Here is a 26,622-nt window from a genome sequence, read left to right on the forward strand (position 1 = left end):
AGAGAGTGCTGCGAATCCTGGGGTTCAAGAAAACAATGAAAGCGATGCGGCTGGTGGGTGCGTGAGCACCCCGTAGGCCCTAACGCAAACCCAAAATGGCCATTAATAAGGCATTAGAGCCGTTCAACGGCTCGTTGTCGCTGCATCGGTCGGAGAGGCAATTAAACACGCCAGGCAGTGTCACAGTCGCGCCCGCACTGCGATTCTGTGGACGTTTCCACACAGCCTGGGTCGACTACAGGCGATGGCCTACCCAGAGATACTCTCGCTCGGTTGACGAAGTGGCGAAGCTCTTTCAGACATGCGCTAACCCATCAGAATCGAATCGCCAGCGGTTCCGGATAGTGCTGCGTAAGTGAGTATCCCGAAGGCTCGACTACGAACCCGGGGATGTCGTACGCGTTCGCGGTGCACTGGTCAATATTCGGGTTTTGCCGCACTGACGACGCGTGAACGGTAGTGCTCGATCCGCCGGAAGCGACATACAACACCACGTCCGCTCCTTGTCTGACCGCCATCGAAGGTTGAACTCCGGAGTAGTAGAAGATCAAGGGCGGCCCGCTGCAGTCAGACGAGGGGTAGGAAATGAATCCTGCACTAGCCCATTGCCACTGCGTCGCTGATGCTTGTGCACCGTTGGTTTGACGTGCAATCGCCGCAAATACGACTGCGCCGTTGACTTCAAGATACACACCGTCGCCGCCAGAACTGCCTTCCAGGCGGCCGACGAACTTGCCCTGAGCGTCGAAGACCTTTGGTATGTGCCGCTCTTCGCCTTCTGAACCTCGCCGACGGTCTTGTAAGTTGTCAGCACCAGCCGCGGCTGCATTGAGCATTAGAAGAGCCAAAACAATAAAGTAACGCATAGCGACCTCCGTGCACCTCTAGAGGACAAACTCGGACAGCTATTAGACGTGCTATCAGCGGAACCAGAACCGTTGCATATCGGTCCGGACGGAGCAGTCAGGGACGCATATGAAGGTTACTTCGCTCAAAGGATAGTTGAGTCCCTAAGCGATTTCAAAAATATGACCACGGTGCCTGTTTTTCAGCTTGCAAGCAGGTTGTCGTGAACTAGCGTGACCAGGACGCGTGGTGCCCGTTGGTTAGGACTAACCCCGCAAGGCGTCACTGGACGAACGCGCAACCAGCGCGCGACCAACTGGCTGAGCGACCGCCCGCTGTGCACATGGCCGTCAGACTCGTCGCCGGCAACCTGCCGCCGCAACGCGGTTTCGCGACAGGTCGCTGTGGGCAATGATTGCGATCCCGGCTAGGCCGGTCCTGCCGCTGCCTTCGGGTACGTGAGCAAGTGGCGGTTATAGCTCGACCGGAGTCGAATGCATCGGGCACAAGTCGGCCAATTTGGGACGTTTGATGTTGGTACAAAGATCGTCGACGATTGAGGGTCGACGACTGAAAATTTGCTACACGTCCTCGCGATCAGCAAACTCCCGCCTTCTCCGTTTGCGACCTTACGCAGCCCTTGGCCGTTAGCTGCAATAGGGATGCAGCGAGGTTGAATCAGTCAATCAGCTTGTTAAGTGTTCGAACCGCAACTTCCAACACTGCGCGCTCTTTGTGGCTCGTCTTCCTGAGCAGTTGATCGGTAAGCCATTGCGAACGTGCGGATCGTTCACGCGCAGTCTGTGCTCGCCCTCTATCGGTCAGATCCACGACGTAAGCGCGGCGATCTTCAGTGTCCGTCGTCAAGGTCACTAGCCCTTGTTCGACCAGTTTCATTACGATCAGCCGCATAGTCTGATGAGTCACCGCCCTGCGCATGGCGAGTGTCGAAATACTGACCGGGCCGGAGCGTTCCAGCAGCGAAAGTGTCTCGTTCTGCGCGTTCGAGTGCGTACCACTTTGCTCACGGACGACCTTGACGAGACGGCTCACGACATCGCGAATCGATTCACCTAAAAACGCGGCTTCAGTGGCGCGGATGGTAGGAGGGTTCCGGTCAGCCTGACTCATTTCGCGCGCACTGACTGTCTGTGAAGTCGCGCAACGACGGCGGCAAGCGTATTGACGCCCCAATGCTCGACGTACCGTCCGTCCTGAATGCGAACGATATCGATTACATCGATCGAAATATTCTCGCCGGTCGCCTCGACGCCCAACAGTGGCCCGACATGTTTGCCGGAGATCGATTTCCGCGTAGTGACCTTGTCACCGTCGCATAGTTGCTCGTGAATGTGGACCTCCATGCCTGCAATAGCCGGGCGCAACACGGAAGCAAACGTCGCCCACATCGCTTCGGCGCCTCGCGTCGCCTCATTCGGCGCTGACCAGTTGACGAAGTCGGGCGCCATGAGAGCTTCGAAGCATTCTCGACTGCCGCCCCGGATCACTTCGTAATTGAACCGCTCGACGACAGCTTTGGGATCGTTGCTGTTCATGCCTGTCCTTAACTTTTCAGAAATTCGTTCAACCCCTCAGGAGGGTACGGAGGAATAATATACAGCAACACTGTATATTTCAAGAGGATGGGCGCCCCGGTTGATCTGTGCACGGCCCATGCGCTCGACTGTTCGATATGAACGAGGACTTGCAAAACCTGCTAAGGCGCGTGGACGCCGTCAGATTGCTCCCATAGGGTCTTCAAGTGGTCGACGAACCATTTGCCAGCGGGTCCAGGGGGCTGCGAGGGTCGGTGATATACCGACATGGTCAACATCCAGCCGCTGGGCGGCATGTCGTCCACGTCCAGAACGACCAACGTACCTGCCGCGATGTCCTTCTCGACCATGTGCAAGGGCATCCCTCCCCATCCCACGCAGTCTTTGAGAAACGCATATTTCGTCGACAAGTCCGCCAGACGCCATGTCGAGGCTGACGCAACCCCGAAATCACGACCTGCGGTGAGATCCGACCTGTCTGTCAGGACCAGTTGGACGTGTTTCGCAAGTTCGCGCCGTGGTATGCGATGACCCACGCCTGCGAGAGGATGGCGTGCAGAAGCCACTGCGACGAGCGGCAGGTCACCGAGCCGCTCGCTCACCAATGATGGAAATGCCTGCGGTAGCGGGGGCAGTACGCCCAAACTGCATCGCCCGTCCAGAACGGGTTGATAGGCCGCTCCCAGCCCCTCGACGAAAAGCCGCAGCGGCGTCAGCGGGAAATGCTCTGCGAATGCTTTGGCGACGGCGCTGACCACAGTCGTTGGGAAAAAAACGTCGACCACCACCGAGAGTTCCGCCTCCACTCCCGAAGTCATGAGCCTGGCTCGCGCTTTCAGCGTGTCTACCCCGGAGACGACGTTACGAGCGTCAGCGAGCAATAGCATGCCCTGCGGGGTGAGCTTCGGGAACCGGCCCGAGCGGTCGAACAGCACGACGCCTAATTGATCTTCCAGTCCACCGACCCAGCCGCTCACCGCGGACTGCACACGATTGAGCTTTCGGGCCGCAGCCGAGAAGCTGCCCTCGTCCACGGCGGCAATGAAGGTTCTGAGTTGATCCAGCGAGATCCCATCCAGCATGAGCTGCGCCATCCATCTCCAAGATAGATGGATTGTATCTCAATATACCGGCTTCTCAGATGCATGCAGCACAGCCATCATTGTTTTCAACGCAGCGACGTTTTCGTAAAACCATCTGCAGTGCTTGACGCCAGGCGCAGTGAAGCCCATCCAGTCCAGGAGTTTTTATGACCTTTTCCATTATCGGCAGCGGCAGCGTCGGTGCCGCCATCGCCCGTCAGTTCGCCCGGAGCGGCATCACGGTCGGCATCGCTAACACGCGCGGGCCGGAGTCCATTGCGTCTATGGCCCGTGAACTGGGTGACAAGGTGGTTCCCCTCACGCTACAGGCGGCGCTCGAGGCCGACGTGATCATCCTGGCGGTCCCGTTCCGGGCCCACCGCGACGTCGCCAGAGCTGCGGCGAGCTGGAACGGCAAAGTCGTCATCGACGCCACCAATGCCTATGGCGTGCCGCTCTCCGAACTGGACAGCCTGCCATCCTCTGCGATCGTGGCGAAAGCGTTTCCGGGCGCATCCCTTGTCAAGGCGTTCAATCATTTGCCCGCCAAGGTACTCGCCGAGGATCCCGTCAGTGCCGGCGGCCGTCGAGTGATCTTTCTGTCTAGCGACGACGAGGCTGCAAGCGCGACGGTGGCCACTCTGGTCGAGCGGCTCGGCTACGCGGCGGTCAGTCTCGGCAGGATCGCCGAGGGCGGTCAGCTCGTGCAGGCCCGGGACAAGAGCTGGGCGCCCCTGATTTTCCAGGACCTGTTCAAGAAGGAGCAATAAACCATGTACGACCGTGTCATCTGGCCAGAGCGCTACGATCCGAAAACGTCCGCCATCTACGCTCTCAACGACATCGACGTGAAAGCGCCTCCCGAAGTGGTGTGGAAGCTGCTCGTCGACGCGAAAAACTGGTCAAGCTATTTCCCGCCCGAGGACCAGGTCGAGATTCTGTCGGGCGAGTCGGAACTGACCTTGGGAAGCCGCTACAGCCGCGTGACGGTTGGTTTCCCGATGAGCCTTGTGGTGACCGAATGCGTGCCGAACCAAAGACTCGCCTGGGCGACCACGGTGGACGGGGACGAGACAGCTTCTAGTGCTTATCACGGTTGGGTAATCACGCCGACAGACGAAGGTTGCCACGTGCTGACGGAGGAGACGCAACAAGGTCCCTGGTTTCTCGATGTACTCGGACGGCAACATCCCGGTGGACTCTATCGTTATCACCAGGATTGGGTCGAGCGCCTTGCGCGCGCCGCAGAGGCGGAAGTCGCGAAGATCCCCGGGTGATGCATCGGTTTCAACGCGCACATGCGTTGCGCGTTGGATTGTTTGCGTGCGAAGGCGAACCGGCTTGCTCTCAAACGAAGTCTGGCCTCGCGCACGCCCCTCTCGATGAATCGTATCGGCAGATCCAGCTGCCATCCATGTCCGGAGAAAAAACTATGAAGATCGAACTCAAAGGCCGCAAGGCCATCGTTACCGGCTCGACGGCGGGCATCGGCCGCGCGATCGCCGAGGGCCTCGCCCGCGCAGGCGCGTCGGTCGTGATCAACGGGCGCGGAGAGCAGCGAGTAGCCGCCGCACTAGATGCGATCCGGGCTCTCGTGCCCGACGCGGAATTGACCGGCATTGCCGCCGATCTTTCCACGGCTGAGGGATCGGCTGCCCTCGTGGCGCAGGTGGCGGATGCCGACATCCTCGTCAATAACCTCGGTACCGCCCATCCGAATGGTTTCTTCGAGCAGAGCGATAGCGAATGGCTCGACCTCTTCCAGATCAATGTCATGAGCGGCGTGCGCGCTGCACGGCACTATCTGCCGGCCATGGCCAGGCGCGGTTGGGGACGGGTCGTGTTCATCAGCAGCGAGTCCGCGATCATGATCCCCAAGGAGATGATCGACTACGGTATGACCAAGACGGCGCAACTCGCCGTATCGAGGGGACTCGCTGAGTTGGTGAGTGGCACAGGGGTAACCGTCAACGCGGTGCTGCCGGGGCCCACCCGCTCCGAGATTCTGGGCAACTGGATGAAAGCCACCGCTCAGGAGCAGGGCATCACGCAGGAGGAAGCGGAGCAGAACTTCCTGAAAACGATGCGACCGACCACGCTACTCAACCGGTTCACGACGACCGAAGAAATTGCGAACATGGTGGTCTATGTCTGCTCCGAGCAGGCCTCCGGTACGAGCGGCGCCGCATTACGCGTTGATGGCGGTGTCATTCGCGCGATCTCCTGAGCCAACGCCTGACAGACCTGCGCTGCGCCGTGCGCCCTGACGGCAACCGAGATTTCTGCAGTCTCCGCAAACTTAGATCAGAGCTGAATCCCAACCATGAATAATATGTTCGAAGCGATCCATTGGCCTGTGGACATGGCACCCAGCCGCTCGCCCATCCATTTCACTAATGAGCTTGAGGTTGCCGTTTCGCCCGAAACTATCTGGTCTCTTCTCGTTGATCCCAAGGCCTGGCCCCGTTTCTATCCGGGTGTCAAGGATGTCGAGCTGTTAGACGGACATGAGCTGTTGCAAGCCGACACTCGCTTTGAAACTAATCTCGCTGGCCAGGACGTCTTCGCGTCGGTACAGGAGTTCGACCCCATCGCCCGTATCGCTTGGGGTGGCGGTCCGAAGGCTTCGAGAGAATCCAGGGCCTATCACGCCTGGATCATCACCCCGACACCCCGCGGCTGTCACCTCTGGACTGAAGAGACGATGCAAGGGCCGCTCTGGATCGAGATGGAGAAGGAAGCGCCAGATATCTTCTGGCGCACCCATGAAAAGCTTCTGGAAGACCTCGCGAAGGTCGCACTCAAGCTCGAAGCACAGGGCGACGCTGGAAGCCGTGAATAGGCGACGGCTGCGGCATATCTGAAAAGGAGCGTGTAGGTCTGCCGGGGTATCGCTGCTTTACGACGCTCGCGATGACTGATGTTTAACGGACCGATCGGTGCGTGAGAGCGTCCGCTTACGGCTGCACACTCGCGCTGTCACCGTATTTCGTGACACGCTTCACCGAAGGCTTCAACCGCTTCGTTACCTCCACGATTGCTCCGGTCGCTCTGGCTGGAGCGGTTGCCGGGCGGGGCTTACACCCGCTGTGAAAGCGCCGCCTTTGCGCGGCGCACTCCAAAAGGAGACAGTCGACGTTGCGAGGTAGATCGTTGACAGGGTGCGGAGTGGATGTCGGACCTGCGGGTTACTTGCCCGCATATGCAGTTGCGGGCGACAACTTACGCCTGGGTTGACCGTCGTCGCGGACTCGGTCAATTCGTTGAACATTACGCGTAGCGCCTGGAGAAACGTGGCGTTCGATGCAGGGGTGCAGAATTTCGAGATCGAGCTGGTTTGCTCGGACCTCGCGACGCACCGTGAACGGGTCGAAGCGCGAAAGGTCGATATTCCCGGCTTTCAGTTGGCGAGATGGAAGAGTGCGCTTGAACGTCAACACGAACCGTGGGAATCAGTGGACCTCGTGGTTGACAACGCAAAGGTTCCAGTCGAGCAGGCATTCGAAGAAATTTTGCAGCATCTGTCCTCAGCAGAGCCAGAGAATCAATTGGCTTAGCGTAAGGCACGCTTAGCAGGCTAACTGTATCAGCCAGCGTGCGGCCAGGAAGCGACAGTCAGCAGGTCGCCCGACCCGACATTCGTCGGTCCGCCCCTCCGAAAAGCAGCCCTGTAGACGCCGACTTACGAAGTCCGAATAGGCCGATGCATCGCTATGCCGGCAGGAGGCCAGTCACGCGATAGGTCTCTATTAACGCGTCATACAGCGAGATATCCGAGCGGCTCCTGGCAATGAGCTGAGCGCCGGCGACGGCGGCGAAGATGGCGCGAGCACGCCGTCCGCTTTCTGCGGAACTGACCACGGCCGCAGCGGAAAGAACCTTACCCAGCCACGCAACATTGACATCAGCAAACGTGTGGACCTCTTTCATCACCGCTTCCTGCAGGTCATCACTTTCGGCGGCCATGAAGCTGCACAGGCATATGCGATTATCACTCTCAAGCGCCTTGCGAAATGTATCTGGATATTGGCGCAGGCAGCTGGCCGGATCCGGGGATTCGGCCAACAGGGTATCCAGCGCGGCCGATGAATCCTCCCAATAGCGCCTGGCTACCGCCGCGCCGAGATCGGCCTTGCTCGTGAAGTGATGGTAGATGCTTGCGGCCTTGATGCCGACATCTTCAGCCAGATCACGGAAATTCAACCCGCTGTAGCCATGCGCCTGCGCAATCCTTGTGGCGGCCGCCAAGATTCGCTCCCTGGAGTTTGAACTCGCTTCGTTCCTCACCGCTGCCGCCCTCGTAATCAAGAAATGGATGTTGACAGAGGACATTATAGCGCTTATGTTTACCCTAACGACCGTTAGGTAGAGTGATGAACGACGAGTTCCCATCTACGTCTTTTTCGATGCAATCAACCTATAGAGAGGCAAGCAGTGAGTTCCGACATCATCAATTTCGACGAAACCAAACTTCCTGGGATGAAGATATACGATTTTCCGAGCGGCCCCTATCCGACACGCGTGCGCATCGCTCTGGCCGAGAAGAACCTGCAATCGCGCGTCCAGTTCGTTATGGTCGATCTTTATAAAGGGGAACATAAAAAGCCTGAATTCATCGCCCAGAAGAACTACTCGGGCACGCTGCCGGTGCTCGAACTCGGCGACGGGACCTTCGTTGCCGAATGCACGGCCATTACCGAATACCTCGATGCGCTTGATGGCGCGCCCACGCTCACCGGCAGGACACCGCTCGAAAAGGGCTTGATCCACATGATGAACAAGCGCGCCGAGTTGGAGCTGCTCGATGCCATCAGTGTCTATTTCCACCACAGCACGCCGGGGCTGGGGCCGGACGTCGAAATCTATCAGAACGCCGAGTGGGGATTCCGTCAACGCGACAAAGCCCTGAGGGGCATGCACTACTTCGATGACGTTCTGAAAAGACAACCGTTTGTCGCCGGGGAGGCCTTCTCGATGGCCGACATCGCCGTCATCGGCGGTTTGATCTTTGCGTCGATTGTGAAGCTACCGGTGCCTTCGAAGTACGAGGCGCTTCAGGCGTGGTACGCGCGGATGCAGGAGCGCCCCAGCGTAAAGAACCAGCCGGCGTTCTCAGTCCTGACCGCGACGTCCGATTGAATTCGAAGTCCGTGAACGACTGCTTTCGCGATTAAGCGCGGGTACCCCGCGCTGTGGTTATCTACCCGCCACGTAGCAGCCTCTCTTCACCGATCCGAAGACCGTGTTGATCCGGAAGTAAATTCGAACGACGCTGATGCGGGGCACGGTCTGCGCAATGTAATCCACGGGCAATCACGGAAGGACCGGAGCGTGTCCGGTGCGAGGAGAGATAGCCCGCATCCCCCGCACGCTCTTGAATCTCAACCCGCTACGGCCGCGGCGCCCGTGGGCTCGGTGACATTTGAAATCGGTTTAGCTGGAGCACTTATCCGAGAAGCGTCTTTCGCGCTTCACATACCGAAACCAGTTTCCGTAAATGAAACGGGCCGCCGAAATCGAGTCAATCCGACTCTCACGTGGCGGGCAAGTTCGGTTACTGCTGGCGAGTTCTGGCTCGGCGACAAGTGAAGGTTGATTGCGAAGCCCGGGAGCTCGGGAAGACCGCTTTCGGGCGGTAGGATATCGAGCTCGGGCGGCACAGTGGATGCAAGCCACGCCGTAATGGCGAGATCGGAGCGCACCGTTGCAGCCGTTGCATCGACGCTCCCGTTTTCGAACACAGTACGCCACAACAACTCGCGCTTGCGCAGCTCATCGAGCACGGTTGTCCGAAATGCGCACGTCTCGGACACAGAGATGGCCGCGCAAATTCGGACAGTCGGATCAGTGGAACGCTCGGGGCCTGAGCCGGCGATAATGCCGACAAAGGAACAGGAAGATGACGAAGAGAACCCGACGGACGCACTCAGCCGCGTTCAAAGCGAAAGTGGCGATGGCGGCGGTCAAGGGTGAGCGGACGCTAGCCGAACTGGCGCAGCAGTTCGATGTGCACCCGAACCAGATCACCGAATGGAAGCGGCAGTTGCAGGAACGTGCCGCCGACGTGTTTGGCGCAGGCGGCACGGCGGCGAGCGAGCCGCAAGTCGATTTGAAGGAGCTACATGCGAAGATCGGCCAGCTCACGCTGGAGAACGATTTTTTAAGCGGCGCGCTCAACAAGGCGGGATTGCTGAGCGCAAAGCGATGATCGATCGTACGCACGCATTGCCGGTCTCGCAGCAGGCGCGACTCGTTGGTATCAAGATCGAGCGTGTATTACCGGGCGCAACCGGTGAGCGAGGCAGACCAGTTGCTGATGCGCCGGATCGACGAACTGCACATGGAGTTTCCGTTTGCCGGAGCGCGGATGCTGGCGCGCCTGCTGCGTCGCGAGGGACACGAGATTGGCCGTAGACGCGTGCGCACGCTGATGAAGCGCATGGGTATCGAGGCGCTGTACTGCAAGCCGAACACGAGCCGACGCAATGCGCAGCACAAGGTCTGGCCGTATCTGCTGCGGGGCATGACGATCAATCGGGCAAACCAGGTCTGGGCACTGGATACTAGTTATATCCCGATGGCGCGCGGCTTCGTGTATCTGACCGCCGTGGTGGACTGGGCCAGCCGGAAGGTACTGGCCCACCGCGTAGCGATCACGATGGAGGCGATGCACGCTGTCGAGGCGTTGGAAGAAGCGTTCGCGAAGTACGGGCGACCTGAGATCGTCAATACCGATAGTAAGAATGTCGGTACCAATTATTCCCGGCCGGTCTGTGTTTTACAGGCATCGACTATTCGCGGAAGATCTGGTGCCGTAGAGCGTTCCGGGCAACCTGACCCAAACACCGATCGACTGATTGTCTTTCCCTGGACCTGTCGGTCGTCCGGAACTGCCGAACGGCGAGGTTTCGCCTCGTCGATACATGTGACTCAAGAAGGGCCTGACGCTCTGTCACTTTACTGTCTTGTCCAGGTACTCGATGTCGGTGGAATCGCCCAATCCAAGATCGAGAACTGGAGCAAGGCTGCATGAAAGAAGAACAGGCTACTGCTGGCCGTCGCACCGTGGTGGGCGGGGTCGATACGCACAAGGATCTGCACGTGGCGGCCGTCGTTGACGAACATGATCGCGTGCTGGGAAGCGAATGTTTTCCCAACCACACGACACGGCTATAAGCAGATGATGATATGGATGCGCTCATTTGGCGAACTCGCCCGAGTCGGCATCGAGTGCACCGGGACCTACGGCGCGGGCCTGCTTCGCTATCTGCAGCGGGCTGGTGTAACGGTGCTGGAGGTGACCACCCCGGATAAAAGCGACCGGCGCAAACGCGGTAAGGACGATACGCTGGATGCCCAGAACGCAGCACATGCTGCCTTCGCCGGCGTACGCACGGTTACACCGAAGACCCGTGATGGCATGATCGAGTCTTTGCGCGTGTTGAAAGTCTGTCGCAAGACGGCCATCGCCGCCCGGCGTGTTGCCCTGCAATTGATCCACAACACCATTGTCTGCGCACCTGATGAGCTGCGTGAGCCACTACGTGCGATGACCCGCATGCAGCTTATCCGCACGTTGGCCGCGTGGCGTCCGGATCTCTCTGACTTCCGGAATCTGGCCTCTGCTTACCGGATCACGCTAAAGTCGCTCGGACGTCGCTATCTCGAACTGCACGATGAGATCGCCGACCTCGACGTCATGATAGCGGCCCTCGTTGACGAGCTTGCACCCGATCAGGTCTCGCGCAATTCAATCGGCTACGAGTCCGCGTCGCAGCTGCTGTTGACAGCTGGCGACAACAGCAGCCGACTTAAGTCGGAGGCGAGCTTCGCCGCCCTGTGTGGCGTAAGCCCCGTCCCAGCGTCTTCAGGAAAGGTAACCCGACATCGGCTAAATCGAGGCGGGGACCGCGCTGCCAATAGTGCACTGCACATCATTGCCATCGGTCGATTAAGAACCGACGCCCGCACGAGGGCCTATGTCGACAAACGCGTCAGCGAGGGGCACTCCAAGCTTGAAGCGATCCGCTGTCTCAAGCGCTATATCGCCCGGGAGGTCTACTACGTAATTCGGCAGCGTAACAGCCAGATCGGACAGACTCAAATTGCTACTTGACCTTTAGAAGGGCGTCCAGGGCAGCCAGTTCACCGCGACAGCGTTCACCGAGGCCGTGCTCAGCCGGGGCATCCGCTTGTCCATGGACGGCAAAGGTGCCTGGCGAGACAACGTGTTCGTCGAGCGCGTGTGGCGAAGCGTGAAATATGAAGAGGTGTATCTGAAAGCCTATGAATCGGTCAGCCACGCCCGGCGCTCAATCGGCGATTACATCAATCTGTACAATCAGAGACGACCTCATTCGAGTCTGGAAGACCGCACGCCGGATGAGGCATACTTCGCGACGCTGCCTGCGATCAAATTGGCAGCATGACTGCTCCGGACGTTCCACTTAAAAATCTCAGAAGACTGTCCGAACAGGTGAGGCCACCTCTGTGTTGCCGGTGATGATCCACGCCAGCGCCGATTCGGTAAGCAGGCCGCGCGGAATGATCCAAATGACGCCTCGCCCGGTGCGAGCGTCGCGCCTGCCTCTACTGGCGAGCAGTCAGCGTGGCCTTTCCCGACCGCTGACAGCATAGGCACTGTGAGCACCGCGATGCTGCTCGTGCATTGCGAGAAGAACAGGAGGCATTACGCGGTGCCTTGCGGCCACGATCCTGCCTCAGATAGTCCAAATATCGGCGATAAATGTGCGCGATCGCGGACTGGCCGCCCAACGTCGGCGAACACACAATGGCTTCCGCGCGCAGATTGGCCAGCTAGCGCGAAAATCGAAGTTCCATACGGATGAATTGATCTTCCGCGACGTCGGCTCGCGAGAAAGGATCCCCGACCTCCAGGAAGCCAAGCCGCTTATAAAAGGTCAACGCGCTCAACCGGGCTGTACTCCACACAAGCTCGGCGCCTGAGCGTTGAGCATAGGCGATGCAGTAACTGGCCAGTGCTGTACCGACGCCGCAATTTCGCCATTGGGGTCTGACGGCCATGCCGCGAAGCCGCCACGCCTGAACATTTTGGCAGCTCGGATCTCGACAGATCGTACTGACCGCGACGACTTCTGCATGACTGAATGCGCCGACATGGAGTGTATCGGGACGTTCATCTCCCTCATATACGGTTTCCCCCCTGGGAAGACCAACGCGAAGGATCTCATCGCGAAGTGTCCAGACCGCGTCGGTCCCGACCAGATCAAGCTGCAATTTTTCGTTCATGATTCGTTCGTAGGACACTGACGCGCCGGGTGTCAGGTGGCGTCGCCGCCCTCGGGGAGCAGACCGGCTCGGGAACGCAGACCAACATGAACGCGAACGAAGTCATCGCCAACCGCGCCAATGAACTGCTCGGTCAGCCGCTCGGAACCCGCTCGCCGGTACATCCGAACGACCACGTCAACGCGTCACAGTCGTCGAACGACAGCTTCCCGACCGTCATGCACGTGAGCGCCGCGCTTGAATTGACCGGACGTCTCAGGCCCGCGCTGGAATCGTTGCAGGCATCTTTCGACGACCGCGCACGCGCATTCGCCGATGTGGTGAAGGTAGCGCGCACGCATCTGATGGACGCCGTGCCGACCACGATGGGCAGCACTTTCGCGGCGTATGCGCATCAGCTGGCGGCTGCGATTTCGCGCATCGATGCGGCATTGTCCCAGCTCGTGCTGCTCGCGCAGGGCGGCACGGGACTGAACGCGCCGGCACAGTTCGCCGAGCGCTTCTGCGCGGAACTTGCTGCCTGCACCGGCCTGCCCTTTCGCTCGCATCCGCACAAGCTGGAAAGCATGGCGTCGCACGACGCGCTGGTGGATATCTCGGGGGTGCTCAATACGATTGCGACATCGCTGCTGAAGATAGCCAACGACATTCGTCTGCTCGGTTCGGGACCACGGTGCGGGCTTGGCGAGCTGATCATTCCCGATGACGGCCTCACTTCCTCCATCATGCCTGGCAAACGCAACCCGACCATCGCCGAAGTGCTGGTGCAGGCCTGCTTCCAGACGACGGGCCATCACCAGACGGTGACGCTTGCGGGTGCTTCGGGACTGTTCGAGTTGAACGTCGCAAAACCAGTACTGACCTATAACGTGCTGCAGTCGACTCGCGTGCTGAGCGACGCGTGCCGGAACTTCGACGAGCGCGTCGTGAAGGGACTTCGGGTCGATGCCGGGCGACTTGCAATGAACGTTGAAAACGCACTGTTGTCGATCACGGCACTTAATCCCGTGCTTGGCTACGACGCCGTCGCGCGGATAAGCGCGCTTGCGCTGCGCGAAGGCATCACGCCGCGAGCGGCGGCGTTGTCGCTCGGCCTGATCGATGCGGAGCAGTACGACAGGATCGTCGATCCTGCGCGGCTGGCGGGCGCGAAGTAGCGCTGCAGGATATCGCGCAAGCGGTCTTTCGCCTCAACCTGGCCGCCGCTGCTGGCATTCAGTCTGAAACCAGTAGTCGACGAGACGCTGTGCCGCCTGAAGATCGTCCGGGTAGTAAGGATCGTACCAGGGCGAAGGGTTGTAGCCGGCTTTCCTGAGCGCCGCCAGTTCGCTCTGGTGTTGCGCCATGGTGGGGGGCGCGTTCGATTTCAGGGCAGCAAGGTCGCGGCACTCGGTCGGGCTGAGGTGCGTTCCCGAGTACGGCATTCCGCCACCGGTCGCGCAACCGGCGAGCAGAAACGCCAGACTAAAAACTATTGACCATCTTGCCTGCGGTCGTTTCATGGTTGGTATCCTTCACTGCAGATGGACTCGGGATACGTCGCGCACGTCGCAACGCACCGCCCGGATTGCGTTGCTCTGCCATACCCTACCCACTCACGATATCACTCGCGGTTCTTTTTGCGCGGCGCAGCCCGCCGTCCCTTCTGAACCGGTTCGGCCGGACTTAACACCTCCGCACTGCGCGCCGCCGCGGCGACTATCCAATCCCTGAAGGCGACAACCGCATCCTCGTCCGCCCGATCCGTATTGACGACGAGCGTGTAATCGGGGCCGCGCCACACAGGTCCGGATATCGGACACACGAGGCGCCCGGTTGCGACCTCGCGCTCGATTAGCGGCAGCGACGCCAGCGTCACGCCGAGGCTTTCCGCGGCTGCGCCCAGCTGGAGAAAAACGTGATCGAAGCTCAGGTGGCGTGCCGCCTGCATGCCCGGCGCACCGGCCTCCCTTAACCATTCGGACCAGGCTGTCCGAGTGCTCGTTGAGTGAAGCAGCGTGTGGTTTCGCAGATCCGCGACCGTGCTGATCGGGTGGCTCAGCAGCACCTCGGGATTGCAGGCGGGCAGCCGCAGGTCCGGCATCAGCGTTGTCGATACGAGGCCTGCCGCGTCCTCGGGTCCGGAACGCACGCCCACGTCGAACGCATCGCCCACGTAGCGCAGCTTGCGCGACGTTGTGGAGACTCGCACATCGATGTCCGGGTAGCGGGCCCGAAAGTCCGCAAGACGCGGTATCAGCCAGCACAACGCGAAGCTCGCCAGCGCATTCACCCGCACGACGCCCGTTATGCGGCGCGTCAGGGACTCGTGGCGCAGACGGTTGACCGAACTGCTCAAACGCACGAACGCGCCTTTGACGTCGCTCAGCAGAGCAGCGCCTTCGTCGGTTGGCACGACGCCGCGCGGGCGGCGCTCGAAGAGCGGAACGCCGAACCAGTCTTCCAGCAACCGGATCTGTTTGCCGACCGCCCAGTGCGTGACGTGCAGATCGCTCGCCGCAGCCGCGAAGCTCCCGAGGCGCGCGACCGCCTCGAAGTGCCTCAATGCATTCAACGGGGGCAACCTTTCCGTGTTGCTTGCAGTGCGTTCGTCTTCGGCCATAAGGTGAATTTTTCTCCCGTCTGACTCAATTTTACGTCAGTTGTCGCGTCGCCTGCCCGAACCTAGACTGGGGGTCTTCCTTAGCACACGGCCGCCCTGCCGCCATCATGGCCTGCGCTTGCCGCGATCCGGTTGATCCATGAAATTGTTCTCCTTCTCCTCTGCAACCACGGGCGTAGCCGACGAACCCGGCCGGCCAGCCTCGGCGTCACGCACGCGCGTCTTGTGGCTCGCGTGCACGGCGCATGCGCTGCACGACGGGTACACCGACATGGTCTACGCCTTGCTTCCCGTCTGGCAGGCCGATTTTGGACTGACGTACGGTGCGCTCGCCATTGTGCGCGGCGTCTACGCGGGCACGACGGCAACGCTGCAATTGCCGGCTGGGCGCGTCGCCGACATCTTCGGCGCGCGTGCGACGCTTGCGTTCGGCACGTTTCTGGCCGCGCTGCGCTATGCCGTTGCAGGCATGTCTGGAACTCTGGTGGGCTTATGCGTCGCGCTGGCCATCTCGGGGTGCGGCTCCAGCACGCAGCATCCGCTGGCTTCGGGAGCGGTCTCGCGCGTGTATGGGCGCAACGCTCGAGGCCCGCTCAGCATTTACAACTTTTCCGGCGATCTCGGCAAATCCGCGCTCCCCGCCGCGATCTCTCTTCTGATCACCGTCATGCCGTGGCGCCACGCGCTCTGGGCGGTGTCGTCGGTCGGCTTCCTCCTGGCGGCGGCGCTTGCACTTTTTCTCCCATCGGTGCCAAGACAGGCGTCTTCCGTGGAAGACGCGTCAAGTCACAGCGGCAACGCTTCGCGAACCGGCTTTTCATTGCTGTTCACAATCGGTGTGCTCGATACGGCCGTGCGCATGGGGCTACTGACCTTCTTGCCGTTTCTCCTGAAAGCGAAAGGCATCTCGCAGCCGGTGATGGGCACGGCGCTCGCGCTCGTTTTCATCGGCGGCGCCGCCGGCAAGTTCGTTTGTGGCTGGCTCGGGGCGCGCATGGGTGCAATCGGAACTGTGCTGGCAACGGAGAGCGGTACGGCCGCGTTGATTCTCGCCGTGATCTGGTTGCCGCTGGGGCCCGCCTTAGTCGTCTTGCCGCTGCTCGGCGCAATGCTCAACGGCACTTCGTCCGTGCTTTATGGAACGGTGCCCGAACTGACTTCGGTCGACGGTACCGAGAGAGCGTTCGCGCTTTTCTATACCGGTACCATTGCTTCGGGCGCACTTGCTCCGGTTGCTTACGGTCTTCTCGGCGACCGGATCGGCGTGAATGCCGCCACCATTGCGACCGCGGTCACGGCCCTGGCCGTTGTGCCTTTGGCGCTGGGTCTGCGGCGGTATTTGCGCAGGGCGTGAGCGTATCCGGCATGCTTGCTGTCCATATCTGATTTGAAAGGATGCTAATGACGATGTCCGAAACTCCAACTGTCGCTCTCATTGGCCCGGGGGCAATCGGCACGACTGTGGCTGCGGCGCTTCACGAGGCGGGACGAACGCCGACGATCTGCGGCCGCTCCGCGCGCGAGAACCTGGAACTGCGCTTCGACGGCGGACATATCGTTGTGCCGGGACCGGTGCGGGCTGATCCGAAGGAAATGAAGAACACGTTCGACCTGGTTTTTCTGGCGGTGAAGTCGACTCAGATTGAGGCGTCAGCGCCGTGGCTGTCCGCGTTATGCGGTGAAAAGACTGTTGTCTGCGTCTTGCAAAATGGCGTGGAGCAGAAAGAGCTTGTCGCGCGGTACGTGCCCGGCAGCCCAGTGCTGCCTTCGGTGGTATGGTTTCCCGCCCAGCGCGAACCGGACGCTTCCGTATGGCTGCGAGCCAAGGCCCGTCTGACGTTGCCCGACACACCGCAAACCGAGGTTGTGCTCGCTGCTTTGCGCGATACCAGGTGTTCGGTCGACGTAGCGGCGGATTTTAGGTCCGTCGCGTGGCGAAAGCTTCTACAGAACGCCGTGGCGGGCCTCATGGTGCTGGCAGGCCGCCGCGCCGGCATGTTTTCGCGGGCCGACGTCACCGCGCTGGCTCTGGCCTATCTACGGGAATGCCTCGGTGTGGCTCGTGCAGAAGACGCGACACTGGGCGACGAAGTACCGCAAGAGATCGTCGATGCGTTTCACCGCGCCCCCGCCGACCTGGGCACATCCATTCTCGCCGACCGGCAGGCCGGCCACCCTCTGGAATGGGACAGCCGGAATGCAGTGGTACAGCGATGCGGACGCGCCCGCGGCATCCCTACTCCGATTAGCGATCTGGTCGTGCCGCTCCTCGCGGCCGCCAGCGACGGACCCGGTTAGAGCCGTTGCTCTAAATCTTCCTCTGCCCCGGGGCACGTCCACGGTGAGTGTCACTACCCCTTGGCCGTCGCCTCAGCGAGTGACCTTTTGCAGCAGTTCCCGAGCGGTGTCCAGCATGCCGTCGGCGATCTTTCCCGAATCGATCTTGTAGGTTCCGTCGCGCAACGCCTGCTTGATCGATTCCACCTTCGCGGTGTCGATATCCTCATGGCTCGATGTGCGCAGCGCGGACAGGACGAGAGGTCCACTGTGGAATTCTGCGCGCCCCCGGCGCCGACTGGTTGCCCAGACTCCACGCCGCCCTTGATATCGCCCCCGTTCGCGCGATCCGCTCCGTTCTTCGGAGCCGCGAGAGGGTAATTGCCGGATTCAATCTTCATGATGTCGCTCCCTCACTTGTTGAATCCTTTAACGGTACGAGGTTTCAAATCTTCACCCTCCGCCGGCGCATGGAGCTGTCACCGTCTATCGCCACGAGCTTCCAAGCCTTAGTGGACGGGGCTCCAGGCGGGTTGCAACAAATTGAAACAAAGTGTGAGGAATACCACACAGAGGCTATCCGCTCACAAACTTCGACTTGAACACGTAGCGGTGGAGGGCGATCGGCGGCATCATTGCCGGTTTGGCGGTGTCCTCCATATCGTCTGACGCGATCCTGTCGAAGGATGGCCGCCCGCGGAGGCTCCGTTAGCGCGCGGTCGCACCGCTGTGATGACCGGGCGCAGTCAGGCTTGATAGAAGGACGCCGCCCCCCATTTACCTCTCGTGAACAAACGCACCCACCGCCCTTCGCAGCCTCGATGGCCTTTTCCGCCGGATCGCGACGTCACCGGCCGGGCCTTTGGCCATCTCGTCGCGGTTCAATATTGCGGCGCTGACGCGTGGCGCTGGCTATGCCGGTGCGGCGGCCATATCACTGCCACGCTGAAGATGGTCGAAGGTGGGGCAGTGCGCGACTGCGGCTGCCGCGAGCAGCGCCGCGTGTGGCGGTCGCGGCCAGGCTCCCCCGCGCTCAGAAGCGGCGAGATTTTCGGCCAGTTGACAACAGAGCGGTACGTGGGCGACGGATTGTGGGTCTGCCGGTGCGAATGCGGCGGCGAGGCCACGGTGAGCGCCGGACGTCTGCGCTTGGGCAAGGCGCGCTCATGCGGTAACTGCCTCGCCGCTCCCACCGACCGGGCGGCATAGTCCGCCCAACCAGATTAGTGGCAGGCTCGGGTCGTTTCTATATCGACACCACCGATGCTGCCAGCAGCGCACCCATTGCAAGATTGACGACGCGCCAATGACGCGGCGTGCGGAGCACTCGGGCAAGCAGCGCGCCAAACGCGGCCCCCGCAACATTGCCGACCGATCTGGAAACGCTCGCGCCTCCTGGGGCCGGCTTGCCTGTTCTCCCGGCATTCGCCATTTGTCTGCGATTTGCCCAAGTCGGTCCAACCCGCTGCACTGGAGTTCGCGCGCTGCGTGCGGGAAACGATGTCGAACGACGCTGCTTTGACTGGGGGGTTTGCAAGAATCGCGTGACGCGGGGGGCTGACATGGATGGCTGGCTATCGTGGCGCGGGATCGGCGCGCCGCTCACACGGTTGTCGCGTTGGTCGAACACGGTGCCCCGGGTTTTACAAGGTGCCTGTTCGCTGTTATCGCAGTCATGCACGAACCCCGCCTGCGATCGACTCGCCAGCGCTTGCACGTGCTCACTCCAGCATCGCCGCTCCGTCGGAATCGGCCGTATCGGCACGCAGGTGCCGCCATAAGGTGTCGACGAAATCGTTGCGCACAGTCGCATCGCGATATGCGCGCAATTCCACATCAAGGCTCCACGCGCTGCCGCCGGCCACCACCAGCGTGCCGGCCTCGAGTTCGGTGCGAATCGAGCTTTTCGGCAGCCACGCAATGCCGTCCCCCTCCAATGCCAGCTTCTTCAGCACCTCGGCCATATCCGATTCGTAGTGGAACCGCAGTGCCGGTGCCGCGCCGGCTTTACTAAACAGCAGCGCCACGCATCGCCCAAAATAGCTCGTGTCGGTATAGGAAATGTGAGGTAGCGGCCGTTCCTGAGTGCCCGGCAAGCGGAACAGCGGCCCTGACTTCGCGTTCGGCCGGCTCACCGGCAACAGCGTATCGACACCGACCGTCAGATGCTGATAACGGGTCGGGTCCAGGTGCAATGGCAGTTCGGGGTGGTGATAAGAAAGCATCAACTCGCAGTTGCCGTTCACCAGCATCAGAATGGAATCGTGAACATTGGTCGGCACGACGCGGGCACGGACTTCGCCGAACCGCCCCGAAAGCGTCCTGAGCCAGCCTGACAGGAAACTCAGCGCGATCGTGTGGCCCGCCGCGATCTGCAACGCCTTGTCCGGCATGCGTTTTTCACTGCGGATAATCGCGCGCGTGTCAAACAGCTTGCCGACGATTTCCTCGGCCGTTTCGCGAAACAGCTGCCCAGAAGCGGTCAGGGTGGGAGGGAAACTGCTACGGTCGATCAGGTCGGCGCCAACCCACTGCTCGAGCGACTGAATGCGCCTGCTAAAACCCGACTGAGTCACGTTACGGAACTCCGCGGCGCGCGAAAAGCTCTTGTACTGTGCGAGTGCAATGAAATCCTCGATCCACTTGATTTCCATGTCTGGTCCGTCGGTCGCGACAACGCGCGCTTTGCCCCTTGTGCGCCGATTGTACGACGACGCTCCACGCGGCAGGCGCGGCGAGTCAAAAATCGCGGGCCGTGTCCGAAGCACCGTCCATCAGCCCGAGAGCCGCGCGCAATGCGAGCACGATGTCGCGATGCGCAATCGACGCCTCGGGTATCACGCGGCCCATCGAAAAGAAACCGTGGATCATGCCGCGATAAAAGCGCGCCTCGGCACGGTTACCCGCCTCGCGCAACCTGGCTGTGTACGCTGCATGCTCGTGCCGCAACGGGTCGTATTGCGCCGAGACGATCCACGCGGGGGCAAGGCTTGCGAGGCTTGCGGGCGCATGCCGGCTGCCGTCGAGCGGCGCGAAGCGCCAGTCGTGCCGGTCGTTGACATCGCGCAGATACGTGCGGTGAATCCAGCGAATCACATCGAGCGTGAGGAAATACCCTTCTCCATAGAGCCGATGGGTCACACTGTCGGTCAACGCAGATAGCGCCGGATAGATCAGCAACTGCAACGCGAGCGCAATGCCCGCGTCGCGCGCATGAACCGCAGTGACCGCAGCTAGCGTCGCACCCGAGCTTTCGCCGCCGACCGCGAGCCGCCCGGCGTCCAATGCGAACGCGCCGGCGTCGCGATGCAGCCAGTGCAATGCGTCGAAGGCGTCGTACACCGCGCACGGAAACCGGTGCTCAGGCGCAAGCCTGTAGTCGACGGAAACCACCGCACAGCCGCTCGCGGCTGCGAGCATCCGGCAAACGGCGTCCGCGGTTTCGAGCGTGCCGACCACATAGCCGCCCGAATGGAAATAGAGCAGCGCCGGAAGCGGATTCGTCCAATCGGGCGTGCGCGGATAGTAAACGCGCGCCGCCAGCGCTGTCCCATCGCGGGCGTCGAACGTAACGTCCTCGACCGTATGCACTGGCCGCGCCGCCACATCGGCGAGCGGAGCGAAGCGCGCGAAGTAATCACGCGCCTGATGCAACGGCAACTGGTCGATGCGCACGGCGCCTGCCCCAGCGCGCCGCGCAAGAAACTGTTCGACGCTCGCTGTCAGCGGCATGAGCAACCCTCCTCGACTGAACCGGCCGAAGCCGTGTTATTTGACACCGGCGAGCGCGCGCAGCTGATCGCCGATATGCAGCAGGGCAACCTGGTCCTTCACCTGGCCGATGAACACACCCATCATCAACGCGAGCAGCAGAACCGCTAGGGCGCCCTTGACGGGCTGTGCGAGCGAGATCAGGTCGAGCCGCTGCGCCACGCGCGACAGCAGGCCAATGCCGATGTCGACCAGCAGCAAAAGCAGCACGGCCGGCGCCGCCAGCTTGGCGACCGAGACCATCAGCGAATCGGTCTGCGCCATCACGAACGTTTCGATGAACGCGGCCGGCACTGGCGTGACGCTTGCGAGCGGCCACCAGCGATATGTGTCGAACACCGCGCCAAGCAGGAACGTCATGCCGCCGAGCGTCCAGAACGCGACGATCGCGCATTGGATCAGCAGCGTGGAGGTCAGCGTGGTCTGCTGGCCGAGACTCGGGTTCGAGATCTGCACGTTGTTGTAGCCGGTCAGGTCGTCGATGTATGTGCCTACGGCTTCCGCAACCCAAAATACCGGCGATGCGACAAACGCGATCACGAGGCCGATCAGCACCTCCTTGACCGCGACCACCGCGAGGAATGTGCCGTGCATTTGCGGCATCAGCGCCTGCTGGCCCCATGCGATATAGGTTGCCCACAGGATCACCAGCGAGTTGCGGATCTGCGTGTTCAACACGTTGCCGCCGGTCGGAGGGAAGATCGTCAGCAGAACCAGAAGGCGTACGCCGCAGAGCGCAATCAGCGTCAGAAACTCGAGCAGCGTACCGCCCAGAAACGGGATGCCGCTCTGAAACACGTTAGTCATCGCGACGCCTCCCGCACCGGCTTGCCCGCCGCGGCCTCGCGCGCGAGCTTGCGGCCGACGAACGCTTCTTCGGCCTCCTCGTCCTGCAGGTCGTCGGCGCGCATCTCCGCCTCCCGGCGCAGGCCGTCGATGCGCGCGTCGCATAACTCCACGCGGGTGTCGTGACGCACGATGTCGAGCCTCGTCGCGGCGAGCTTCGCCTCGATTGCCGCGACCGCCTCCTGCAACCGTTGCAGCATCCCGAGGGCGGCCGTGCGTTGGGCGAGCGACTGTGCGAGCGTCTCCTGCCAGCTCAGCATCTCGTCGATGCGCACCGCGCACCGGCCGTCGAGGAGGCTGTCGATGCGCGCCTCGATCCGCTCGACGTCGCCCGTCGCGCGTGCCACTTCCTGCCGCTGCGTCGCGACCTGCGCGTTCGCCTCGTCGCGCTCGATCTGCTGGTGCGCCAGCGTGTCGCGCAGTTTGTCGCGCGCCCGCTCGAGGCGGCGTTTGACCATCGAGAACGCCTTCAGCTGCGGCGACGTCATTGCCCTTCTCCGTCCATTTTCATTGCGTGGTCCGCCTTATCCGCGTCGCTAGACGAGCAACCGGTGCAGGGCCGCGAGCGTCTCCGCGCGCGTGCTGAATTCGTCGGTCCGCTGGCACAGGAACTGTTTGATTGCGTCGATCTTGCGCACGGCTTCGTCGGCGACCGGATCGCCACCAGGCCGGTACTCGCCGAGTTGCAGCAGCGTCTCGATCTCCCGATGCCTGGCCAGCAGGCGGCGCACGTGGCCGGCGGCGTCCATGTGCGCGCGATCCGTCACCTGCGGCATCACCCGCGACAGGCTTGCCATTACGTCTATCGCCGGATACTGATTACGCGCCGCGATCTCGCGCGACAGGATCATGTGGCCGTCCAGAATGCCGCGCACTTCCTCCGCGATTGGATCGCTGCCCGACTCGTCTTCCGCGAGCACGGTGTAGAGCGCGGTGATCGAGCCGCGTTCCGACAGGCCTGCGCGTTCGAGCAGACGCGGCAACTCGGCAAAGATCGACGGCGGAAAGCCGCGGCGCGCGGGCGGCTCGCCCGCCGCGAGGCCAATCTCGCGTTGCGCGCGCGCGAAGCGCGTGAGCGAGTCCATCATCAGCAGGACGCGCTTGCCGGCGTCGCGGAAGTGTTCTGCGATTGCCGTCGCTGCATACGCGGCCTTCACGCGTTCGATCGACGAGCGGTCCGATGTGGCGCACACCACGATAGAGCGCGCCATGCCTTCCGGCCCGAGAATCTGCTCGACGAACTCACGGACCTCCCGGCCGCGCTCACCGATCAGCGCGATCACGTTGAGATCGCAACGGGTACCGCGCGCGAACATACCCATCAACGTACTTTTACCGACGCCGGCCGGCGCGAAGATGCCCACGCGCTGCCCCTCGCCGAGCGTCATCATGCCGTCCACCACGCGCACGCCCGTATCCAGCGGATGCTCGAGCAGCGGGCGGCTCATCGCACCCGGCGGAGCCGCATACAGCGGTGCTGAAGCGACCGTGCCGAGCGGGCCGCCGCCGTCGATCGGCTGTCCCATGCTGTCGACCACACGGCCGAACAGCGCGTCGCCGACCGGGACCGACATGGGGCGCCGCAAGCCGACGACCTGGGTGTCGCGCGACAGATTGTCGAAGCGGCCGAACGGCGACAGCAGCGCGGTATCGCGCGAGAAACCCACCACCTCGGCGTACTGCATCAGCTCGTCCTCGCCGGTGCGCAACTCGCACAATTCACCGTAACGCAGGTCGACACCGCTGACGCGAATCAAGGTGCCGATCGCTTCCATCACCTTGCCGCGCGTCGCGAGCGGCTGTGCGGAGCCGATCTCCTGGCCGATTGTTTCGGTAAGCTGGATGAGCTGGTCGAGTTCCTGATCGGCGACTGCGCCGTCTTGCCGCGCCGAGCTCATGCCCACTCCTCCTGCGGCTTCCCGGTATAGGCTTCGTTGCTGGCTTCGACTTCCGCGGCGGGGGTCGCCGAGGTCGCCGAGGTTGCTGGCATCGCTGGCACGGCTGACACCTCCTCGCCAGTTGCCGCGATCTCCGCAGCATTGGCAGCGCCTGCAAGCTCCGCCGCCTCCCCCACTACCCGGCGCAATGCGGCCTCCACCGCAGTGCGGACGGCGTCGACCTGCACCTTCAGACTGGCATCGACAGAACCGATGTCGGATTCGCACACGCAGGCGCCGGGCTCGAGCGTACGGTCCGCCAGCACCGTTAATTGCACCGGCTGGCCCCGCTCGCGCCATTGCGCGACGGCATGCGAAAACCCTTCGACGGCCGCGTCGCGCTCATCGGGATGAACGCGCACCTGCAAACAACGGCTCCCCTCGATGATCCGCTCGACGACATCCGAAGCGCGCGCGAACAGCGCCGCAGGCTCTTCGTTGACGACGATCTTTTCGACCGCGCGCACGACCAGATCCGCGACCCGCTGACGCAACGACATCTGCAGTTCGTAGCGTTGTGCCAGCAATTGCGCGGTGCGCGTGTACCACTGCGAGAGCGCCTCACGGCGTCCCGCGTCGTAGCCGCGTTCATGAGCCGTGTCGAACTCGCGGCGGGCTTCTGCGCGCAGCGCGTCGGCGTCGGCACGCGCGGCGTCGCGCATTGCGTCGCCCTGGGCGGCGGCCTGCGCGAGCACGTCGGCGTGTTGCTGTTGCAGCGCCAGATAGCCTTCGTCCAGTTCCACGAGCGACGCGAGCGCCTCGCGCGGCACCACGTCGCGGTCGACACCCACGCCAATGCTCGCGCCGTCGGGCTTGCGTTCGCTATTCGGTTCCCTGAGCCAGATGATCATGTCGTGCTCCATTGCGCATTCACATTTGCATAAAAGTCGCCAAGCCGCCGTACGACGTTCAGACTCTCGTCGCTGTAGCAGCCCGTACTGCTCGCGGTGAGCCAGCGCGGCGGCAGCGCGTCGCGAGGCCATGCATAGCGCAGCAGACCGCCCGGCGTCGACGGCGCGCACAGCCCGCTCGCGCTGAAAAGACAGAACCCCTCCCAACTGAGCGCGTAATCGTCGAGGCTGTCGAGCGGCTCCATGCCATGCTCGCGGATCAGCCGGTCGGCCGCCGGCGCATGCGGTATCTCAATGAGCCAGCGCAGCGCCGCGGCGCCGGCGCGTCCGAGCCACTGCGTGACTTTCTCGCGGCTCTCCCGATCCACCCAGTAGCGCAATTCCGCTCGCCGGAAGTGCAACGCGCGCAGACACAACGCGGCAAACGCGTCGTCGAGCGGCAGCGCGCCTAGCAGTGCGGCATCGGAGCGAAACGCGTTGAAGGGCGGCACCGGCGAGCCTGCCTCACTGAGCCACGCGTCCAGCGCGCGTGCCCGTTGACGCAAGCGCGCAGCCGTGGCCCCCTCACCCGCCTGCTGGACGCCGCCGAGCCACCCAGGGTCCATCCAGTCGAACAGCGTGCTGCGGTTCGCCTGGTATTGCGCGAGCCGGCGCGCGAGTTCGAGCGCCAGACTGCCGTGCCTGTCGATGTCCGTCGTCATGTGCTCATTTCCGCGTTGCCCGTGCAGTCGTTCATCAACCGTGCGCGCCGTCGGCCGGCTTGGACTGTTTGAAGAGCCCGGCCGACAGTCCCGCGCCGATCCGCTCCTCCGTCCTGAGCGTGGGCTCCGCGGCCGCGCTGCCGGCGTCGGCGCCAGCTCTGGCGCCGCCCGTCTTTCTGCGCAACCAGTTGAACAGCAGCGACAGCGCCGCGAGCACGAACACGACGATAGCGACCGTTCGCATGACCGGACTGCCTGCATCGGTCCTTGCGACGGCGTCGAGCGGATTGCCGGCGACCGCCGTCAGGCTTACCTGGTCATACGACAGACCCTCGACGCTGTGCACCACCAGGTTCTTGATCTGCGGCTCGAGCGTGGTGAGGTTGGCGGTCGGCAGATACTTGATGAACACCGACGCCGACGACGGTTTCACTGTCGTCGCGAGCGGATCGTTGTCCGGCAGCACGATATGCACGCGCGCCACCACCACGCCGTCGATCTGCGAGAGCGTGTCCGACAGTTCCTGCGACACGCCGTAGATGAAGCGCACGCGTTCTTCGGTCGGCGTCGAGACGAGGCCGTCCTTTCTGAACAGCGCGCCAAGGTCGTCGTACTTCTGCTCGGGCAGACCGTGCTCACGCAACACGTTCATCGCCTGCACGATCTGGCCTTCGTCGACCTGCGCACTCCAGGTCTTGCCGCCGTCGCCGGTCACCTTCTTCGCGTCGATACCGGCCTGCAGCAGCGCGGCCACGATCTGATTGCAGGCATGCTCGCTCAGATTGCCGTACAACTCCTGCTTGCAGCCGGCGAGCGTCAGGCAAAGCGCCGCCACGAGGCAAAGCGACGCGCCGCGCCGGCCAATACGGTTAGCGAGGTTCAT

25 protein-coding genes and 5 pseudogenes are annotated in these 26,622 nt (G+C 62.1%); 12 read left to right on the top strand and 18 right to left on the bottom strand.

What is annotated here, in order from left to right:
• Positions 1–314: 314 nt before the first annotated feature.
• From PQQ53_RS31260 to PQQ53_RS31275, 4 genes are all read right to left on the bottom strand, one after another.
• Positions 315–866, bottom strand: coding sequence for a hypothetical protein (locus PQQ53_RS31260; RefSeq protein ID WP_408328429.1), 552 nt, complete (start codon positions 864–866; stop codon positions 315–317).
• A gap of 658 nt (positions 867–1,524) precedes the next feature.
• Positions 1,525–1,977 carry a MarR family winged helix-turn-helix transcriptional regulator gene (locus tag PQQ53_RS31265; RefSeq protein ID WP_408148722.1) on the bottom strand — a complete coding sequence of 151 codons (453 nt, stop codon included), beginning with the start codon at positions 1,975–1,977 and terminating at the stop codon, positions 1,525–1,527.
• Positions 1,974–2,402 carry an ester cyclase gene (locus PQQ53_RS31270; protein ID WP_408148720.1) on the bottom strand — a complete coding sequence of 143 codons (429 nt, stop codon included), beginning with the start codon at positions 2,400–2,402 and terminating at the stop codon, positions 1,974–1,976. The genes PQQ53_RS31265 and PQQ53_RS31270 overlap by 4 nt, the downstream gene beginning before the upstream one ends.
• 161 nt (positions 2,403–2,563) lie before the next feature.
• Complete coding sequence (locus PQQ53_RS31275; RefSeq protein ID WP_408148718.1) at positions 2,564–3,496, bottom strand: LysR family transcriptional regulator; 933 nt, start codon at positions 3,494–3,496, stop codon at positions 2,564–2,566.
• A gap of 155 nt (positions 3,497–3,651) precedes the next feature.
• Between PQQ53_RS31275 and PQQ53_RS31280 the strand changes: the two genes are divergently transcribed.
• From PQQ53_RS31280 to PQQ53_RS31300, 5 genes are all read left to right on the top strand, one after another.
• The gene (locus PQQ53_RS31280) at positions 3,652–4,254 is read left to right on the top strand and encodes an NADPH-dependent F420 reductase (protein WP_408328431.1); all 603 of its coding nucleotides are present in this window, start codon (positions 3,652–3,654) and stop codon (positions 4,252–4,254) included.
• Between the two features lie 3 nt (positions 4,255–4,257).
• Positions 4,258–4,761, top strand: coding sequence for an SRPBCC domain-containing protein (locus tag PQQ53_RS31285; protein WP_408328434.1), 504 nt, complete (start codon positions 4,258–4,260; stop codon positions 4,759–4,761).
• 155 nt (positions 4,762–4,916) lie between these two features.
• Positions 4,917–5,711 (top strand): SDR family NAD(P)-dependent oxidoreductase, encoded by a 795-nt coding sequence (locus PQQ53_RS31290; RefSeq protein ID WP_408148712.1) that lies wholly within the window; start codon positions 4,917–4,919, stop codon positions 5,709–5,711.
• Positions 5,712–5,807: 96 nt separating this feature from the next.
• Entirely contained in the window at positions 5,808–6,326 is a 519-nt protein-coding gene (locus PQQ53_RS31295) for an SRPBCC domain-containing protein (RefSeq protein WP_408148710.1), read from the top strand.
• A 451-nt stretch (positions 6,327–6,777) separates the two neighbouring features.
• Positions 6,778–7,041, top strand: coding sequence for a P-loop nucleotide/nucleoside kinase family protein (locus tag PQQ53_RS31300; protein ID WP_408148708.1), 264 nt, complete (start codon positions 6,778–6,780; stop codon positions 7,039–7,041).
• 154 nt (positions 7,042–7,195) lie between these two features.
• On the opposite strand, the gene PQQ53_RS31305 is transcribed toward PQQ53_RS31300, so the two are convergent.
• Positions 7,196–7,771, bottom strand: coding sequence for a TetR/AcrR family transcriptional regulator (locus PQQ53_RS31305; protein WP_408148736.1), 576 nt, complete (start codon positions 7,769–7,771; stop codon positions 7,196–7,198).
• A 192-nt stretch (positions 7,772–7,963) separates the two neighbouring features.
• On the opposite strand from PQQ53_RS31305, the gene PQQ53_RS31310 reads away from it, so the two are divergent.
• Positions 7,964–8,623, top strand: coding sequence for a glutathione S-transferase (locus PQQ53_RS31310; RefSeq protein ID WP_408148734.1), 660 nt, complete (start codon positions 7,964–7,966; stop codon positions 8,621–8,623).
• Between the two features lie 332 nt (positions 8,624–8,955).
• On the opposite strand, the gene PQQ53_RS31315 is transcribed toward PQQ53_RS31310, so the two are convergent.
• Complete coding sequence (locus tag PQQ53_RS31315) at positions 8,956–9,267, bottom strand: type 2 periplasmic-binding domain-containing protein (protein WP_408328437.1); 312 nt, start codon at positions 9,265–9,267, stop codon at positions 8,956–8,958.
• 116 nt (positions 9,268–9,383) lie between these two features.
• Here PQQ53_RS31315 and PQQ53_RS31320 point away from each other — a divergent pair.
• From PQQ53_RS31320 to PQQ53_RS31330, 3 pseudogenes are all read left to right on the top strand, one after another.
• Positions 9,384–10,220, top strand: a pseudogene (locus PQQ53_RS31320) (IS3 family transposase); the annotation flags it as partial.
• Between the two features lie 293 nt (positions 10,221–10,513).
• Positions 10,514–11,600 (top strand): annotated as a pseudogene (locus PQQ53_RS31325) (IS110 family RNA-guided transposase).
• Positions 11,601–11,616: 16 nt separating this feature from the next.
• Positions 11,617–11,913, top strand: a pseudogene (locus tag PQQ53_RS31330) (transposase); the annotation flags it as partial.
• Between the two features lie 388 nt (positions 11,914–12,301).
• Here PQQ53_RS31330 and PQQ53_RS31335 read toward each other — a convergent pair.
• Positions 12,302–12,754, bottom strand: coding sequence for a GNAT family N-acetyltransferase (locus PQQ53_RS31335; protein WP_408328440.1), 453 nt, complete (start codon positions 12,752–12,754; stop codon positions 12,302–12,304).
• Positions 12,755–12,813: 59 nt separating this feature from the next.
• Here PQQ53_RS31335 and PQQ53_RS31340 point away from each other — a divergent pair.
• Positions 12,814–13,911 (top strand): annotated as a pseudogene (locus PQQ53_RS31340) (lyase family protein); the annotation flags it as partial.
• Between the two features lie 33 nt (positions 13,912–13,944).
• Here the strand turns inward: PQQ53_RS31340 and PQQ53_RS31345 are convergent.
• Both PQQ53_RS31345 and PQQ53_RS31350 read right to left on the bottom strand, forming a co-directional pair.
• Positions 13,945–14,256 carry a DUF4148 domain-containing protein gene (locus PQQ53_RS31345; RefSeq protein WP_408148704.1) on the bottom strand — a complete coding sequence of 104 codons (312 nt, stop codon included), beginning with the start codon at positions 14,254–14,256 and terminating at the stop codon, positions 13,945–13,947.
• 101 nt (positions 14,257–14,357) lie between these two features.
• A complete protein-coding gene (locus tag PQQ53_RS31350) occupies positions 14,358–15,356 on the bottom strand; it encodes a LysR substrate-binding domain-containing protein (protein WP_408148702.1) in 999 nt (332 codons plus the stop codon).
• A 139-nt stretch (positions 15,357–15,495) separates the two neighbouring features.
• On the opposite strand from PQQ53_RS31350, the gene PQQ53_RS31355 reads away from it, so the two are divergent.
• Both PQQ53_RS31355 and PQQ53_RS31360 read left to right on the top strand, forming a co-directional pair.
• Positions 15,496–16,710: an MFS transporter gene (locus PQQ53_RS31355; RefSeq protein WP_408328442.1), complete on the top strand. Its 1,215-nt coding sequence runs from the start codon at positions 15,496–15,498 to the stop codon at positions 16,708–16,710.
• 47 nt (positions 16,711–16,757) lie between these two features.
• Complete coding sequence (locus tag PQQ53_RS31360; protein ID WP_408148698.1) at positions 16,758–17,654, top strand: oxidoreductase; 897 nt, start codon at positions 16,758–16,760, stop codon at positions 17,652–17,654.
• 72 nt (positions 17,655–17,726) lie between these two features.
• On the opposite strand, the pseudogene flgM reads toward PQQ53_RS31360, so the two are convergent.
• The 9 genes and pseudogenes from flgM to sctJ all read right to left on the bottom strand — a co-directional run bounded on the left by flgM (position 17,727) and on the right by sctJ (position 26,622).
• Positions 17,727–18,034, bottom strand: a pseudogene (gene flgM / locus PQQ53_RS31365) (flagellar biosynthesis anti-sigma factor FlgM).
• A gap of 1,320 nt (positions 18,035–19,354) precedes the next feature.
• The gene (locus PQQ53_RS31370; RefSeq protein WP_408328445.1) at positions 19,355–20,287 is read right to left on the bottom strand and encodes a LysR substrate-binding domain-containing protein; all 933 of its coding nucleotides are present in this window, start codon (positions 20,285–20,287) and stop codon (positions 19,355–19,357) included.
• 85 nt (positions 20,288–20,372) lie between these two features.
• Entirely contained in the window at positions 20,373–21,365 is a 993-nt protein-coding gene (locus PQQ53_RS31375) for an alpha/beta hydrolase (RefSeq protein WP_408328447.1), read from the bottom strand.
• 36 nt (positions 21,366–21,401) lie between these two features.
• Complete coding sequence (gene sctT, locus PQQ53_RS31380; protein WP_408148693.1) at positions 21,402–22,211, bottom strand: type III secretion system export apparatus subunit SctT; 810 nt, start codon at positions 22,209–22,211, stop codon at positions 21,402–21,404.
• Entirely contained in the window at positions 22,208–22,738 is a 531-nt protein-coding gene (locus PQQ53_RS31385) for a hypothetical protein (protein WP_408148691.1), read from the bottom strand. The genes sctT and PQQ53_RS31385 overlap by 4 nt, the downstream gene beginning before the upstream one ends.
• 48 nt (positions 22,739–22,786) lie before the next feature.
• On the bottom strand, positions 22,787–24,148 hold the full coding sequence (gene sctN, locus PQQ53_RS31390; RefSeq protein ID WP_408328451.1) for a type III secretion system ATPase SctN: 1,362 nt from the start codon (positions 24,146–24,148) through the stop codon (positions 22,787–22,789).
• Positions 24,145–25,038, bottom strand: a complete 894-nt coding sequence (gene sctL / locus PQQ53_RS31395; protein WP_408328454.1) for a type III secretion system stator protein SctL — start codon at positions 25,036–25,038, stop codon at positions 24,145–24,147. Before sctL ends, sctN begins: the two co-directional genes overlap by 4 nt.
• Positions 25,035–25,739, bottom strand: a complete 705-nt coding sequence (locus tag PQQ53_RS31400) for a type III secretion protein HrpB4 (protein ID WP_408328457.1) — start codon at positions 25,737–25,739, stop codon at positions 25,035–25,037. Before PQQ53_RS31400 ends, sctL begins: the two co-directional genes overlap by 4 nt.
• Positions 25,740–25,773: 34 nt before the next feature.
• A complete protein-coding gene (gene sctJ / locus PQQ53_RS31405) occupies positions 25,774–26,622 on the bottom strand; it encodes a type III secretion system inner membrane ring lipoprotein SctJ (RefSeq protein WP_408148683.1) in 849 nt (282 codons plus the stop codon).

Origin of the sequence: Paraburkholderia strydomiana (genome assembly GCF_046030495.1) — a bacterium.
Classification (GTDB): Bacteria; Pseudomonadota; Gammaproteobacteria; order Burkholderiales; family Burkholderiaceae; genus Paraburkholderia; species Paraburkholderia strydomiana_A.